General features: G+C 68.4%; 13 protein-coding genes. 7 read left to right on the top strand and 6 right to left on the bottom strand.

Annotated elements, in window-relative coordinates; all coding sequences use genetic code 11:
• Window positions 1-102 precede the first annotated feature (102 nt).
• Window positions 103-309, top strand: coding sequence for a hypothetical protein (locus ACP69S_RS03650; RefSeq protein WP_425994942.1), 207 nt, complete (start codon window positions 103-105; stop codon window positions 307-309).
• A gap of 55 nt (window positions 310-364) precedes the next feature.
• Here the strand turns inward: ACP69S_RS03650 and ACP69S_RS03645 are convergent, their stop codons facing one another.
• Complete coding sequence (locus tag ACP69S_RS03645) at window positions 365-763, bottom strand: hypothetical protein (protein WP_425994940.1); 399 nt, start codon at window positions 761-763, stop codon at window positions 365-367.
• Between the two features lie 270 nt (window positions 764-1033).
• Here ACP69S_RS03645 and ACP69S_RS03640 point away from each other — a divergent pair, with 270 nt between their 5' ends.
• The 3 genes from ACP69S_RS03640 to ACP69S_RS03630 all read left to right on the top strand — a co-directional run bounded on the left by ACP69S_RS03640 (window position 1034) and on the right by ACP69S_RS03630 (window position 5070).
• Complete coding sequence (locus tag ACP69S_RS03640) at window positions 1034-1876, top strand: ferredoxin--NADP reductase (protein WP_425994938.1); 843 nt, start codon at window positions 1034-1036, stop codon at window positions 1874-1876.
• 3 nt (window positions 1877-1879) lie between these two features.
• The gene (gene glp / locus ACP69S_RS03635; protein ID WP_425994936.1) at window positions 1880-3109 is read left to right on the top strand and encodes a gephyrin-like molybdotransferase Glp; all 1230 of its coding nucleotides are present in this window, start codon (window positions 1880-1882) and stop codon (window positions 3107-3109) included.
• Window positions 3110-3192: 83 nt separating this feature from the next.
• A complete protein-coding gene (locus ACP69S_RS03630; protein WP_425994934.1) occupies window positions 3193-5070 on the top strand; it encodes a polysaccharide biosynthesis protein in 1878 nt (625 codons plus the stop codon).
• Window positions 5071-5074: 4 nt separating this feature from the next.
• Here ACP69S_RS03630 and ACP69S_RS03625 read toward each other — a convergent pair whose 3' ends face one another.
• From ACP69S_RS03625 to ACP69S_RS03615, 3 genes are all read right to left on the bottom strand, one after another.
• A complete protein-coding gene (locus tag ACP69S_RS03625; RefSeq protein ID WP_425994932.1) occupies window positions 5075-8314 on the bottom strand; it encodes an error-prone DNA polymerase in 3240 nt (1079 codons plus the stop codon).
• A 126-nt stretch (window positions 8315-8440) separates the two neighbouring features.
• A complete protein-coding gene (locus tag ACP69S_RS03620; protein ID WP_425994930.1) occupies window positions 8441-9967 on the bottom strand; it encodes a Y-family DNA polymerase in 1527 nt (508 codons plus the stop codon).
• Complete coding sequence (locus ACP69S_RS03615; RefSeq protein WP_425994928.1) at window positions 9882-10676, bottom strand: ImuA family protein; 795 nt, start codon at window positions 10674-10676, stop codon at window positions 9882-9884. The genes ACP69S_RS03620 and ACP69S_RS03615 overlap by 86 nt, the downstream gene beginning before the upstream one ends.
• A 122-nt stretch (window positions 10677-10798) precedes the next feature.
• On the opposite strand from ACP69S_RS03615, the gene rfbH reads away from it, so the two are divergent.
• Genes rfbH through ACP69S_RS03600 form a run of 3 tightly spaced genes read left to right on the top strand, consistent with a single transcriptional unit; the run spans window position 10799 to window position 13540 of the window.
• Complete coding sequence (gene rfbH / locus ACP69S_RS03610) at window positions 10799-12142, top strand: lipopolysaccharide biosynthesis protein RfbH (protein WP_425994926.1); 1344 nt, start codon at window positions 10799-10801, stop codon at window positions 12140-12142.
• Window positions 12139-13011: an NAD-dependent epimerase/dehydratase family protein gene (locus ACP69S_RS03605; protein ID WP_425994924.1), complete on the top strand. Its 873-nt coding sequence runs from the start codon at window positions 12139-12141 to the stop codon at window positions 13009-13011. The genes rfbH and ACP69S_RS03605 overlap by 4 nt, the downstream gene beginning before the upstream one ends.
• The gene (locus ACP69S_RS03600) at window positions 13001-13540 is read left to right on the top strand and encodes a dTDP-4-dehydrorhamnose 3,5-epimerase family protein (RefSeq protein ID WP_425994922.1); all 540 of its coding nucleotides are present in this window, start codon (window positions 13001-13003) and stop codon (window positions 13538-13540) included. The genes ACP69S_RS03605 and ACP69S_RS03600 overlap by 11 nt, the downstream gene beginning before the upstream one ends.
• Here ACP69S_RS03600 and rfbG read toward each other — a convergent pair.
• On the bottom strand, window positions 13533-14606 hold the full coding sequence (rfbG, locus tag ACP69S_RS03595; protein ID WP_425994920.1) for a CDP-glucose 4,6-dehydratase: 1074 nt from the start codon (window positions 14604-14606) through the stop codon (window positions 13533-13535). The two genes, ACP69S_RS03600 and rfbG, sit on opposite strands and share 8 nt — an antisense overlap.
• On the bottom strand, window positions 14591-15373 hold the full coding sequence (rfbF, locus tag ACP69S_RS03590; RefSeq protein WP_425994918.1) for a glucose-1-phosphate cytidylyltransferase: 783 nt from the start codon (window positions 15371-15373) through the stop codon (window positions 14591-14593). The genes rfbG and rfbF overlap by 16 nt, the downstream gene beginning before the upstream one ends.
• Window positions 15374-15459 lie beyond the last annotated feature (86 nt).

Here is a 15459-nt window from a genome sequence, read left to right as displayed (position 1 = left end):
GCCCGAAGCCGTCATGGCCATGTTCGGCGTCAAGCGAACGCTCCCGGCGCGCGAAAGGCCGTGAGATCGGGATCGAAGCGGGCCGCATTGCGTTAGACGGGCATGACCCAGTCAGCCTCGATCCAACCCGTTAACGACAATGCCATGCACGCTGCAGAGCGGGCGCCCGACCGCGCCGTGGAGAACGAGAATCTTCGCGCGCCGGCCGAAGATGGCGAGCCGCCTCGCCCCGCGACCGAACCGCAGGGGAGCGAGGACAGCACCAAGTCGCCCAAGACCCGCACAGATCCCGGCTCGGGCGAGAACTGAACCATCAGGGCGGTCGCTTGCGCGCCGCCCGTGACAGCCTCCAGGGCGGCCTTGGTCAGCCCGCCTTCTTGTCAGTCTTGTCGGCCGAGGCCGAGGTCGATGGCGCGGCGCACTGGATGCCCAGATAGGACCACTTCACGTCGGTCAGTTGACGGCCGCATTCGGTGTTCCTGCCTAGATCCTTGCCTTGCAGCGAGATAGCCACACCCTTGCTGGGATCGGGCGCCGGGCTGGCGGAGCTGATATCGTAATATCCGCCCGCACGACCGCGAACCACCAGGCACGACGTGGTTTCCACCGGCCGCACGCAGCCGGACGCCGTGACAGATTTTGCTTCCAAGACTACCTTCTGGGCCTGCGCGACCTTCGTCGTCGCGCCGCCATCGCTGCAACCGGCCAAACCAAACGCTAACAGACCGGCCGCCGCGGCGGCCCTCACGAACCATACCCGCATACGTTCCTCCGTATCGTTGGCTCCGCGAACGAAGCAAAGGAAGTTTGCGCTCCGTTTGAGTGGTCGGCAATCACATTTTTGACACGTTTTGAAAAAGCGTTACGGCGCGTTTTGACGACATGCTGAAAGATTTTCCCGAGACGTCGTCAGAGGAGCTGAGTTGACTTCTTTGCCCCGCTCCTCAAATGAGACCAGCGTCGCCTCAGGGCCGTGGCGACGAGACCGGATTTATCTTTTCGCGCGTCTGCGCCCAGGACCGAAACATTGACGATGACGGCCGCTCCAGTCCCCGCTGCTCAAGCCCCCCCCGCCCCGATCAAGGAAGCTGCCCAGTACGTCGAGACCGTGCTGTGGGTGAAGCACTGGACGGACCGCCTGTTCAGCTTCGCCATCACCCGACCGGCCAGCTTCCGCTTCCGCTCGGGCGAGTTCGTGATGATCGGCCTGCCGCCCCGCGAGGAGCTGGGCGAGAAGAAGCCGATCCTGCGCGCCTATTCCATAGGCTCGCCCAGCTTCGCGGAGGAGCTGGAGTTCTTTTCGATCAAGGTTCCCGGCGGTCCCCTGACCTCGCGCCTGCAGCAGATCAAGGTCGGCGACCAGGTCCTGCTGGGCAAGAAGCCGACCGGCACCCTGGTTCTGGACGCCGTGCGCCCCGGCAAGCGCCTGTTCCTGTTCGGCACAGGCACCGGCCTCGCCCCCTGGCTGGCCGTGGCCCGCGACCCCGACGCCTATAGTCGCTTCCAGAAGGTGATCGTCGCCCACGGCGTGCGCGAGGTTTCCGAACTGGCCTATCGCGACCTGTTCACCAGCGAGATCCACGACGATCCGCTGGTCGGCGACGAAGCCAAGGCCCAACTCGTCTACTATCCCACCGTAACCCGCGAGCCGTTCGAGCGTCAGGGCCGCTTTACCGACCTGATCGAGAGCGGCCAACTGTTCCGCGACCTCGGTCTGGAAGGCGACAGGTTCGATCCCGAGCACGACCGCGCCATGCTGTGCGGCTCGATGGCCATGATCAAGGACACCGCCGCCCTGCTGGAGGCCCACGGCCTGAAGGAAGGCTCCAACGCCGAGCCGGGCGACTTTGTCATCGAACGGGCTTTCGTCGGCTAGGGCATGGCCCAGGCTTCGCTCAAGAATCTCTCTGTCGAGGAAGCTCGCGCCCGGATGCTGGCGGACGCCGCCCTGCTGGGTGTGGAGACCGTGGCGATCGGGCAGGCTCTGGGGCGGGTGTTGACCCAGACCATCGATGCGACTCGCGACCAGCCACCGTTCGCGGCCTCGGCCATGGACGGCTGGGCCATCCGCCGCGCCGACCTGACGGAGGGCGCCGTCTTCCGTGTCGCCGGAGAGAGCGCCGCCGGCAAGGCCTACTCCGGCCTCGTCAGGCAAGGCGAGGCGATCCGCATCTTTACCGGCGCGCCGGTTCCGGGGGGCGCCGACCTCGTCGTCATCCAGGAAGAGGCCCAGCGCGACGGCGACACCGTACGCTTCGCCGCCGACGACGATCCCAAGTCCAATATCCGTCCGGCTGGCGGTGATTTCCGCTCCGGCGACCGCCTGCTGGAACCCGGCGTCCGACTGGATCCCTGGCGGCTGTCGCTGGCGGCGGCGGCGGGCCGCGCCACGCTGGAGGTCGCCCGCCGGCCCCGCGTCGCCATCCTGGCCACCGGCGATGAACTGGTTCAGCCCGGCGGGACGCCCGCTGCCGACCAGATCTTCGAGTCCGGCTCGATAGCCCTGGCCGCGCTGGTCGAGACCTGGAGCGGCTCGGCGATGCGCCTGACAGCGGCCGCCGACAATGCCGAGGCCATCGCCGCCTCGGTGGCCGGCATCGAGGCTGACCTGATCGTTACGGTCGGCGGCGCCTCGGTGGGCGACCACGACCTGGTCAAGCCGGCCATGGAGCGCCTTGGCCTGTCCCTGCGGGTCGAGACCATCGCCGTCCGCCCGGGCAAGCCCACCTGGTTTGGGACCTTGGACGCCAAAGACCAAGGCGGGCGACGGGTGCTGGGCCTACCGGGCAACCCCGCCTCCGCCCTGGTTTGCGCCGAGCTTTTCCTGCGTCCGCTGTTAGCCGCCCTGACCGGACGCAACCCCGCGCCGGCGATGATCGCGGCGCGCCTGGCCGCGCCCTTGGCGGCCAACGGGCCCCGCGAACACTGGATGCGGGCAGCCTTGTCCATCGATCCCGAGGGGCGAGCGATCGTCGCCGCATTCCCCGATCAGGATTCCTCGCTGGTCGGCGTCTTCTCCCGGGCCGATGCTCTGGTTCGGCGCCCTGCCAACGCGGCCGCCGCATCCTCTGGCGACATCGTCGATGTTCTGCCACTTGCGCGAGGGTGACGGGGAGGACGGCGGCGATCAGGCGTGCTAAGCCCGGTTCGACTCCGGGTCTCGGCCGGGTGTTTGAAGTAGAGGTTTCGTCTATGGGCCGTGCCGGAAAGATCGCAGCGCACACGCTGCTAGCCTTCCTGGCCTTCCTGGCCGGCAGGGTCCTGGCCGGTGTCACCACGATCGACATGCACGTCCTGCCTCAGGCCGCTCTGTTCGCCGCCTCAGCCCTGCTGGTCGAACTTGTGCTTCGCGTCGAGCGCGTGCCGTGGCGCTTCGTGGCCGCCAGCGACATCCTGCGCCTTGCACGCTCAGCCTTCATCACCTGCTTGGTCTTCGCCGCCCTGCTCTGGCTCGTCACCTCCCGGTTCGAGGGCCTGCGCGCCCTGATCGGGGCCTTCGTGATCCAGGTCTTTCTGCTGGCCAGCCTTCGCGTTGTGCGCCGTGGTCTGCATGAGCGCGTGCTGTTCGAATCCATACTGGGCCTGCGCGCCGCCGCGGCCCACCCCACCCAGCCCCGCCTGCTGATCGTCGGCGCCGCGGCCGAGGCCGAAGAGTTCCTACGCGCGCCCACCGGCCTTGGCGAGCGCTACACCCCGGTCGGCGTGGTCTCGCCGCTGGACAAGGAAACCGGTGACGAACTGCGCGGCGTTTGCGTTCTGGGCTCGATCACGGCCTTCGACGAAGTGCTGGCCCAGCTGCGCGAAGGCGGCCTGGCCCCGGCGGCCATCCTGTTCCTGGCCGACAGCCCGATGAGCGCCTTCGGCGCCGAACGCCTGGGCAGGTTGAAGAGCGAAGGCATGCGTCTGCTGCGTCGCCATGGCGTGGTCGAGATGGGCCATACCGCCGTCGCCCTGCGCGAGATCAGCCTCGAGGAACTGCTCAGCCGTCCGCCCGTGCGTCTCGATCCCGAACCGGTCCGCACCCTGGTCGCGGGTCGCCGCGTTCTGGTCACGGGCGCTGGCGGCAGCATCGGCTCCGAGCTTTGCCGTCAGATCGCGGCCAGCGGCTGCGCCCAGCTGACCATGCTCGATGTTGCGGAAGCCAACCTCTACCACATCGACCGCGAGCTCGGCGAAGCCTGGCCTCGCCTGCCGCGTCGAGAAATCCTGTGCGACGTGCGCGACGCCTCGCGGCTGGACCGCATCTTCGCCGCCGAGCGGCCCGAGATCGTGTTCCATGCGGCGGCGCTCAAGCACGTCACCATGGTCGAGAATCACCCCTGCGAAGGCGCCCGCACCAATGTGCTGGGCACCCGCAACGTCGCCATGGCCGCCAAGGCCTTCGGCGCTGCGCACATGGCGCTGATCTCGACCGACAAGGCCGTGGCCCCCACCAGCGTGATGGGCGCGACCAAGCGCGTCGCCGAGACCCTGGCCCGCCAGTATGGCTCCAGCCACGAGACCCGCGTCAGTATCGTGCGCTTTGGCAATGTGTTGGGCTCGGCCGGTTCCGTAGTGCCGCTGTTCCAGCATCAGATCGCCCGCGGCGGCCCGATCACCCTGACCGACGCCGAGGTCGAGCGGTTCTTCATGACCATTCCAGAGGCGGTACAACTGGTGCTGCGCGCCGTCGCCCTGTCGGCCACCTCGCCGGAGCCTCCAGCCGGGGTGCTGACCCTGGAAATGGGCGAGCCGGTGAAGATCATCGACCTGGCACGCCGGATGATCGAACTGCAGGGCCTGGTCCCCGATCGCGACATCGAGATCCGCATCACCGGCCTTCGCCCAGGCGAGAAGCTCACCGAGGTGCTGGTCGACGTCAACGAGGCCGCCCGGCCCAAGGCGCCCGGCGTCATCGAGGCCGCGCCCCTGACCCCTTGCCCGGTCATAGAGCCCGAAACTCTGACCCTTTTGGAAAGCACCGCCATGGCGGGCGACGAATTTGGCGTCCGCACCCAGCTATTTGCGATGGTCGACCGTATTCGCGGGACCGAGCCCGCCACGCCGGCCAAGGCCCGCACCCGCGCCTGATCCTTTAGTGAAAGTCCCGGCTGCGCTGCAGGCGCCCTGAGGTCCTGTGGCGGACCCGCGGCGCGGGAGCCTTTGGGTCTTCCTTCAATCGCCCCAGTTCCGCCGACAGGTCGGTGAAGCGCTCGGCGACGACATGGATCACCCCCTCCGCCGCCTGGACCCGGCCATGGACGACCAGGAACGAGGCCGTCATCACCGTGTTGCGGTCGGCCTCGAACCGATCCTTCCAGACCACTGCATTGGCGACGCCCGTCTCGTCTTCCAGGGTGACGAACACCACCCCCTTGGCGGTGCCGGGGCGTTGACGGATCAGCACGATGCCGGCCACCGCGACACGCGTGCCGTCCTTGATCCCCGCAAGCTGGTCGGCGGCGATTACGCCCATCCTGTCCAGCAGCGGCCGATAGAAGCGGCAGGGATGGGCCTTCAGCGACAGGCTGGTGGTGCGATAGTCCTCGGCCACGGCCTGGGGCAAGGCCATGACCGGCAGGCTGACCGCCGCTTCGAACAGTGGCAGACCGGCCAGCAGCGGCGCCTGGACAGGAGCCTTGTTCTCGCCCTTGACGCCCTTGACCGCCCAGAGGGCTTCGCGACGGCTCAGGCCCGTGGAGGCGAAGGCGTCGGCTTCGGCGAGGAGTTCCAGCGCCCGCTGCGGCACGCCGGCCTGGGCGAACTCCGCAGGGGTGCGAGCGCCTTCGTCGCGGGCCTTGGCCAGGAGCCGAGCCTCGACCTCCCGCACACCTTTCACCTGACGCAGGCCCAGACGAACGGCCTTCCAGCGGGCCCGCGTTTCCGGATTGAACAGCTTGTCGCCGCGGATCCGCGCCGTCGGCGACGCTGCCGCTTCCAGCGTGCAGTCCCAATCGCTGGACAGCATGTCCGGCGGCCGCACCTCGACCCCGTGTTCGCGGGCGTCGCGCACCAGCTGGGCCGGCTGGTAGAACCCCATGGGCTGAGAGTTGATCAGCACCGCGCAGAAGACATCCGGCCAAGCCCATTTCATCCAGGCCGAGACATAGACCAGCTTGGCGAAACTGGCCGCATGGCTTTCGGGAAAGCCGTAGTGACCGAAACCCTCGATCTGCTTGAAGCAACGCTCGGCGAAGTCGCGCCTGTAGCCTCGCCCCGTCATGCCCTCGATGAACTTGTCGCGAAATTCGGCCGGCGTGCCGAGGTTCTTGAAGGTGGCCATGGCCTTGCGCAGGCCATCGGCCTCGTCGGGGGTGAACTTGGCGGCCTCGATGGCTAGGCTCATGGCCTGTTCCTGAAACAGCGGCACGCCAAAGGTGTTGCCCAGAATGCCGAACAGCTCGTCGGGCGGCCCATGCTCCGGCGACGGCGCGGGCCATTCCACGGGTTCCTGGCCGTTGCGACGCCGCAGATACGGATGGACCATGTCGCCCTGAATCGGGCCGGGCCGAACGATCGCTACCTCGATGACGAGATCGTAGAACTTGTTGGGCTTGAGCCTTGGCAGCATCGACATCTGCGCTCGGCTCTCAACCTGGAAGACCCCGACGGAATCGGCCTTGGACAGCATGTCATAGACGCCCTTTTCCTCGACCGGGACGTCGGCGAGGTCGCGGATCTCCAGGCCATGTTCGGCGCGCAGCATGCCAAAGCCCCGCTGGATTGCGGTCAGCATGCCCAGGGCCAGGATATCGACCTTCATCAAGCCCAGGCTGTCGATGTCGTCCTTGTCCCACTCGATGAAGGTGCGGTCCTTCATGGCCGCATTGCCGATCGGCACGGTCTCGTCGAGGCGGCGCTTGGTCAGGACGAAGCCCCCGACGTGCTGCGACAGGTGGCGAGGAAAGCCCAGCAGTTCGGTGGCCAGACTGACAGCGCGGGCGATCTCGGGCGCGTCGGGGTCCAGGCCCGCGTTGCGGATATGCTCTTCCGGCAGGCCCGAGCCCCAGCTGCCCCAGACCGTGGCGGCAAGCAGGCTGGTGACGTCCTCGGTCAGACCCAGGGCCTTGCCGACATCGCGGATGGCGCTGCGCGGCCGATAGTGGATCACCGTCCCGCAGATGGCGGCGTAATCGCGGCCATAGCGCTCATAGACGTACTGCATCACCTCCTCGCGTCGCTCGTGTTCGAAATCGACATCGATATCCGGCGGCTCGCCCCGGTTCTCGGAGATGAAGCGGGTGAACAGCAGGCGATGCTCGGTGGGATCAATCGCCGTCACGCCCAGACAGAAACAGACCGAGGAATTGGCCGCCGAGCCGCGCCCTTGACACAGGATGCCCATCTCCCGCGCCTTGTGGACAATGTCGTGCACGGTGATGAAATAGTTGGGGTAGTCCATCTTGCGGATCAGCCGCAGCTCTTCAGCCAGCTGTGCGGCGACCTTGTCCGGCACACCTTTCGGATACCGCCAGGCGGCCCCCGTCCAAGTCAGGTCGGTCAGATGCTGTATGGCGGTCTTGCCCGGCGGCACGGGCTCGTCGGGATATTCCTCCTTCAGGTCGCCCAGATCGAAGCCGATACGCGAGACGATCTCCATCGTGCGCTCGACGGCGCGGGGCCAGCGTTCGAACAGGCGGGCCATTTCCTGCGGCGTCTTCAGGTGTCGCTCCGCATTGGCCTCCAGCCGGAAGCCCGCTTCGTGGATCGTGCAATGCTCGCGCACGCAGGTCATGACGTCCTGCAACGGCCGTCGCTCGGGCGCGTGGTAGAGCACGTCATTGGTCGCCGCCATCGGCGCGCCGGCCTGGCGAGCCAGCTCGTCCAGCCGCGCCAGCCGTTGCAGGTCGCGGGCCGCATAGGCCCGGCTGGCCGCCAGCCAGACCCGCCCCCGCAGTTCGCCGGCCATGCGCGTCAGGTCGATCGTGAAGGCCTCGTCAAGCTTGGCGGGCGGCACGATAAGGGCCATCTGGCCTTCGGCGTGCTGCTGAAAGTCCTCCCAGTGCAGCTCGCACCCGCCCTTGTCGGCGCGCCGCTGGCCGACCGTGAGCAGACGGGTCAGTCGGGCGAAGGCTTCGCGGTCCGAGGGATAGCAAAGCAGGCTCGGCGTCCCGTCGGCGAAGTCCAGCCGGCAGCCGGTCAGGGCGCGCACCTGCAGTTTCTTGGCCGCCGTCCAGGCGCGCACCACGCCCGACAGGGTGTTGCGGTCGGTGATCCCGACGGCGGCCAGACCCAGGCCTTGGGCGGTCGGCATCAGCTCGCGGGCGTGGGACGCGCCGCGCAGGAAGGAGAAGTTGCTGGTGGTCTGCAGCTCGGCATAGGCGTGGGTCGTCATCAAGTCCTCCCCCTGAAGGGGGAGGTGTCCGCGCAGCGGACGGAGGGGGAAAACAGCCGGCCTTGGGGATTACTCCCCCTCCGGCGCTTCGCGCCGCCTCCCCTTTCAGGGGGAGGATCTTCGACCTCATCCAAACAGACCATGGATCCACCACTTCGGGTCCTCGCCCGTTCCGAACAGCCCCTGGCGAAAGATCCAGAACCGCCCGCCGACCTCGTCTTCCACGCGGTAATAGTCGCGAATCTTGCCCGGCCCGGTGTCGTCGAAATCGCCGCGCCACCATTCCTGGCCTATGCGTTCGGGGCCCTCGGCGCGCCGCACGCGATGGGGTCGGCCGCGCCAGTGAAACTGAACGGGCGGATCGTCGGGCAGCTTGGCCAGGGCGGTGATCGGCTCGGGCCGCTTGAACAGCCGCACGGGTCGGGGCCGCTCGGGATCCCAGGACTTTCCGGACGGCGACGCCAGAGGCGCGCGACGGATCACAGAGCGTTCCGGCACATGACTCTCATGCGGATCGGCCCGCCAGACGCGGTCCTCGCCTAGGCGGTTGATCAGCCGGTCGACCAGCGGCGCCAGGGTCTCGTCCAGCCCAGCGCCAGCTTCGGCGTCGAGCCGCGCCTGGACGGCGGTCAAGGGTTCGACATCGCCGGCGAAGATAGTGACCACCTCGATCCCGAAACCGGGGTCGATCCGGTCGAGCTTGGGGATCAGCAGCCGGGTCAGCCGCGCGGCGTCGCGGCCCGGCCGCGCCAGCCCGGCCCGCGCCGGCATGGCCTTGCCGTCCAGTCGATGGAACACGACCTCCAACCTCCGCGCGCCCTGCCCCTCAACCTCCAGCCGTCGGCAGATCAGGGCTGTAATGTCCCCGACCACACGGGCCAGATCGTCCGGCGCGCTGATCGGCTCGGCGAAGGCCAGGCGGTCGAACCACGGACTGGCCGGACGCCGGAACACCAGGGCCTCGCCCGCCGCGCCCAGGGCCTGATCCAGACGCAGGGTCAGGTGCATCCCGAACCGCTTGGCCAGCTGGGCGCGTGGCAGGCCCAGGATCTGGCCGATGTGGAACAGGCCCAGGCGCGGCAACTGGGCGGTCGCCGCTTCGTCCAGCCGCAGGGCCGCCACGGGCAGGTCGGCCAGAAGGGCGCGCTGCCCATCCGGCGGCGCGATCTGGCCGGGCTGGCCAAAGCGCGCCAGAGCCCAAGCCGCGCCGGGCGTGTCGGCGACCGCCGCCTGAGCCGGCACGCCCCAGCGCGAGAGCCGCGCCAGCAGGTCGGCCAGCATCGCCGCCTCACCGCCCCACAGGTGGTCGGTTCCGGTGATGTCGAGGAACAGGCCGTCGACGCCATCGATGGCCACGGCCGGCGAGAACCGCACGCACCAGTCGCTTAAGGCCTCCAGCGCCGCGCGGTCGGCCTCGGGATCGTGGTCGGCGGTGACGAGGTTGGGCGCGAGCGCCATGGCGTCGGCGGCCTTCTGGCCAGGGCGTAGATTCAGGGCCTGGGCGGCTTCGTCGATAGCGACGAGGCGGCGGGTTCCGCCCTCGGAGGCCAGCAGGGCGAACGCCCCCTCACCCCACCCGCCTGAGTTCGGATTCCGCCGCCGCCAAGTCGTGATCGGCCAGTTGGGACACCAGACGGAAAGGATGCGGGCCATGATCGGCCTCCAAAGACTCCAAAACCCATGCGCCAGGACGTCCGCCCCGACAGCGTTCAAGTTCGACCCGCCAGCGCGGCGAACCAAGGCCCGGGACGTCGGGCGGCGGCTGGCTGGGCGCGCCAGCGATGCGCCAACGGCTGAAGGACGACGAGCCCGACACCGTCCGCGCCCTGCCCACCGGAGCGCCATACGGCCGGCGATGCAGCAGCACACCGAAACTGCCGCGCTTCTCGCAGGCCAGTTGCAGGCGGCGGCCAGCCTTGAGCTCCGGGGCCTCGGCCTCGCCGATAGCGGCGGCGACCCCGACGGTGGAAAGAGCATCCTCCAGCACCGACAGCACCTCGGCCTCGTCGCGGGCCTTGACCTGGATCAGCCGCTCGGTCGGGAAGTCGAGCCCTGCCAAGCCCGGCGCGTGCAGGTCATCGCGCCGCATCACCCACACCACCGCCCCGGTCTTCAACAAGGGTCTCGTCAACAGGCCGACGAAGGCGGCGGGCGCTGCGGAAGTCTCATCCTCCAGCCCCGCGCCCATCACCTCGTGCCAGCACCCCGAGGGCAGTCCGCCGGACGGAAAGCAGCCGTCGATGCGGCTGTCGCCGAAAGCCAGGACGGGATTCGGAGTCCGAGTCCCTGCTTCCAAGGCAGCGATCCGGCCCTTCAATGCCGCTATGCGCGCGTCGCGCGATCCGGCCATTTCCCGCTCCATGTTCCATTTTTGTTCTAAAGAAGAAAACACGGAGAGTCGAGGCGTCGCTGGCGTGCCCCGGCCGTGGTCTTTGCCGCCTCTTGATTCCCGCCTAGGCTGCCGCCGCACCGACGGAGAACGCATTGACCGACCTTCAAGACATCGAGGCCCTGCGCCGTCAGATCCTCGAGCTCACGGCCCAGTACGCTTCCCTGGCCCACGCGACGAAGCCCTTCGTCGCGGGCCAGTCCCCCGTGCCGGTCGCCGGCAAGGTGTACGGCGCTCCCGAAATGACCAGCCTGGTGGATTCCGCCTTGGACTTCTGGCTCACCACCGGCCGCTTCAACGCGGCTTTCGAGCAGCGGCTGGGCGAATATCTGGGGGTGATGAAAAAGGGGGTGCTGACGGTCAATTCCGGTTCGTCGGCGAACTTGACGGCTCTGACCGGCCTGACCTCGCACATGCACGGCGACCGCGCCCTGAAGCCCGGCGACGAGGTGATCACCGCCACTACCGGCTTTCCCACCACCATCAACCCGATCCTGCAGAACGGCCTGACGCCGGTCTTCATCGACATCGACATCCCGACCTACAACATCGATCCGGCCCTGATCGAGCAGGCGGTCGGCGAGCGGACCCGCGCCATCATGGTCGCCCACACGCTGGGTAACCCCTTCGCCCTCGACGAGGTGATGCGGGTGGCCGAGAAATACGATCTGTGGGTGGTCGAGGACTGCTGCGACGCCCTGGGCGCCACCTATGACGGCCGGCTGGTTGGCACGTTCGGCGATGTGGGCACGCTCAGCTTCTATCCGGCCCACCACATCACCATGGGCGAAGGCGGGGCGGTGTTCACCTCCAGCCCGGCGGTGCGCCGGGCCATGGAGTCCATCCGCGACTGGGGCCGCGACTGCTATTGCGACCCCGGCATGGACAATACCTGCAAGCGTCGGTTCGACTGGCAGCTGGGCGACCTGCCCTATGGCTACGACCACAAGTACGTCTACTCGCACCTGGGCTACAATCTGAAGATCACCGACATGCAGGCGGCGGTAGGCCTGGCCCAGATGGACCGCTTGGACGAGTTCGTGGCCACGCGCCGCACAAATTTCGCCTATCTGAAGAGCCTGCTGGCCGACCTCGAGCCGTTCTTCATCCTGCCCGAGGCCACGCCCCGGAGCGACCCGTCGTGGTTTGGCTTCCTGCTGACCCTGCGCGAGGACGCGCCCTTCACCCGCGACGCCCTGGTCCGCCACCTTAACGCCCATCAGGTCGCCACCCGCTTCCTGTTTGGCGGCAACCTGCTGCGCCAGCCCTACATGAAGGGCCGGCCCCACCGTCTGGCCAGCGGAACCATTAATGCAGACATCGTGGTCGACCGGACGTTCTGGGTCGGAGTCTATCCGGGCCTCACGATCGCCCATCTGGACTACATGGCCGACATGATCAGGAGCTTCGTCGCGCAGCACGCCAAGGTCCCGGCGTGAGTGACATCCTGCTGACCGGCGGCTCGGGCTTCGTGGGCGGCCATGTCGCGCGCGGGTTACTGGACGACGGACATCGGGTCTTGGCCGTGCTGCGGCCCGGCGCGGCGACCGCCGACCTGGATCCGCGCGCCGAGATCCTGGTCCACGACGGCTCGACGGACGGGCTCCATCGCCTGGTCCAGACCGCCGCGCCCGACGCGGCCGTGCATATCGCCTCGAAGTTCACGGCCGTCCACGCCCCTGGAGACATCGACGCTCTTGTCGACTCGAACCTGCGCTTCGGCCTCCAGCTTCTGGACGCTCTGGCTAGCGAGAGCGTTCCCCGGCTGGTGAACTTCGGCACCGCCTGGCAGCACTATCAGACCGACGCCTATCGCCCCGTCTCCCTCTATGCGGCCACCAAGCAGGCTTTCGAGGATCTGGCCGCCTACTATGCCGACGCGTGCGGCCTTCAGGTCGTCACGCTGAAACTGTCGGACACCTATGGCCCCCGCGACCGGCGGGGCAAGCTGATCTCGGCCCTGGTCGCGGCGACGCGCTCGGGCCAGCCGATGTCGCTGTCGCCGGGCGGGCAATTCCTCAATCCCGTGCATGTCGACGATGTGGTCGAAGCGGTGCGGATCGCCTTGGGGCGCGAGGCGGGCGGCGCCTTTGCCGTGCGGGGCGAGGAGATCACGCTGCGCGACCTGGTCGCGCAGCTCGAGCGCTTGGCCGGCCGCCCCGTCCCGGTCGATTGGGGCGCGCGGCCCTATCGCGACCGCGAGGTGATGACACCCTGGCGCGGCGCGACCCTGCCGGACTGGTCGCCGCGCATCGGCCTGGACGCCGGCCTGTCGGCCCTGCTGCAAGAGGCGGCCGATGCGGCTTGAGCCCACCGAGGTCGAGGGTGTCCGCTTCGTGCGGCCGTTCAGCGCCCACGACGCGCGCGGCGGCTTCGTGAAGGCCATCCACGCCCCGACCTTCGCCGAACACGGCCTGGCGACGGACTATCCCGAAGTGTTCTGGTCCAGTTCGTGGGCCGGGGTGATCCGCGGGATGCACCTGCAAATTCCGCCACATGACCACGACAAGCTGGTGCTGTGCGTTGCGGGCCGCGTGCTGGACGTGGCGCTCGACCTGCGCGCCGGCTCGCCCACTTTCCGCCGGGTCGCGGCCCGCGAACTGGACGGACGGGACGGGACCGGTCTCTACATCCCCCGAGGCTGCGCCCACGGCTTTCTGGCGCTGAGCGACGACGCCGTCCTGATGTACGCGGTCACCAGCGTCCACAGCCCCGCTCACGACACCGGGGTGCGGTTCGACAGCATCGGCTTCAGCTGGCCGGGCAGCGACTTCGTCGTATCCGACCGCGACCGCGCCCTGCCGCCGCTGGACGCGTGGAAGACCCCGTTCAGCTGAGGGCTTCGTAGGCCTCGATCTGAGCCTGGGTATAGGCGGCGACATCCCCGCCGCCAGCCTCGGCCTTGTACCAGTCGACCGACCATTTCAGCGCCTCGGCGGCCGACAGGCGCGGCCGCCAGCCCAGGCGGCTTCGCGCCTTGGTCGCGTCCACCCGCAGCAGCATGGCCTCGTGCGGCCACCCGGCTGGATCCCGCGCCCAGCGGGCGTCCTCGCCCCACAAGGCAACGAGGCGGTCAGCTACCTGGCCCACCGTCCAGGCGTCGGCGTCCGCCGGGCCGAAATTCCACCCCTCGGCGACCGCCGCCCGCTTTTCGACCAACGCCTGGGCGAGGACCAGATAGCCGCTCAACGGCTCCAGCACGTGCTGCCAGGGTCGCGTCGCCAGCGGATTGCGGATCAGGACCTCGCGGCCAGCGGCGAAGGCCCGGACGCAGTCGGGCACCAGCCTGTCGGCAGCCCAGTCGCCGCCACCGATCACATTGCCTGCCCGCGCCGAGGCCAGGGAGGGACCATCGCCGCTGAAAAACGACCGCCGCCAGGCCGAAGCGACCAGTTCAGCGCAGCCCTTGGAGGCGCTGTAGGGGTCGGCCCCACCCATCGCCTCGTCCTCGCGATAGGCCCAGATCTGCTCGCGGTTCTCATAGGCCTTGTCGCTGGTGATGTTGACGAAGGCCTCCAGGCCGTCGCTCCGGCGGGCCGCCTCCAGCAGGTTGACGGTGCCCATCACGTTGGTTGCGAAGGTCGCGACCGGGTCCTCATAGCCGGCCTGGACCAGGGACTGGGCGGCCGTATGGATCACCACCTGCGGCCGGGCCTCGTCGAAGGCGGCCCCCACCGCCACCGGGTCGCGGACGTCGCCGATGCGGGTCGAGCCGAACCGCCCCAGATCGGCCGCCGCCCACAGGTCACGCTGCGTCCGCGGGGCCAGGGACAGGCCGTGCACCTTTGCGCCCAGCCGAGTCAGCCACAGGGTTAGCCAGGCGCCCTTGAAACCGGTGTGGCCCGTGAGCAGCACCCGCCGCCCCCGCCAGAAATCCGCCGAGGGGGTCACCACGTCTTCCACGGAGCCCTATCCCCCGCCCAGAGTTCCTCCAGGTGTAGCCGGTCGCGCACGGTGTCCATCGGCTGCCAGAAGCCCTCGTGGCGGAAGGCGTTCAGCTGGCCGTCGCGCGCCAGGCCCTGCAGGGGCTGCTGTTCCCAGATGGTTTCGTCGCCGTCCACATAGTCCAGCGTTCCCGGCTCCAGAACGAAGAAGCCGCCATTGATCCAGCCACCGTCGCCGCGTGGCTTCTCGATAAAGCCAGCGACCCGATCGCCCCGGCCGTCTTGATCGAGGTCCAGGGCGCCGAAGCGGCCCGGCGGCTTGACGGCCGTGACCGTCGCCAACCGGCCGCCGGCCTTGTGAGCGGCAAGCAGAGCGGTGATGTCGACGTCCCCCACGCCGTCGCCATAGGTCATGCAGAATGTCTCGTCAGCGACGTACTTTGCCACGCGCTTCAGGCGGCCGCCGGTCATGGTGGCCGAGCCAGTGTCGACCAGGGTCACGCACCAGTCCTCGGCGCGGCCGTCGTGGACGGTCAGCTTGTTCTGGGCCAGGTCGATCGTCACGTCCGCCTGGTGCAGGAAGTAGTTGGCGAAGTATTCCTTGATCACATAGCCCTTGTAGCCAAGGCACACCACGAACTCGCGCACGCCGTGCTGGGCGTAAAGCTTCATGATGTGCCAGAGGATCGGCTTGCCCCCGATCTCCACCATGGGCTTGGGGCGGACTTCAGTCTCTTCGGCCAGGCGCGTGCCCAGGCCGCCGGCCAGAATGACGAGCTTGGTCATGAACGCCCTCCCCGAGCCGGCGAGCGCCGCCGGTGATTCGGGGAATCATGATAGCCGCATTTAAGGTTACGGCCTTCGGAGAAGCC

The organism is Caulobacter sp. DWR1-3-2b1 (assembly GCF_049895765.1).
Taxonomy (GTDB): Bacteria; Pseudomonadota; Alphaproteobacteria; order Caulobacterales; family Caulobacteraceae; genus Caulobacter.
Note: the sequence above shows the minus strand (reverse complement) of the source record. Positions and strands in the feature narration are given on the sequence as shown.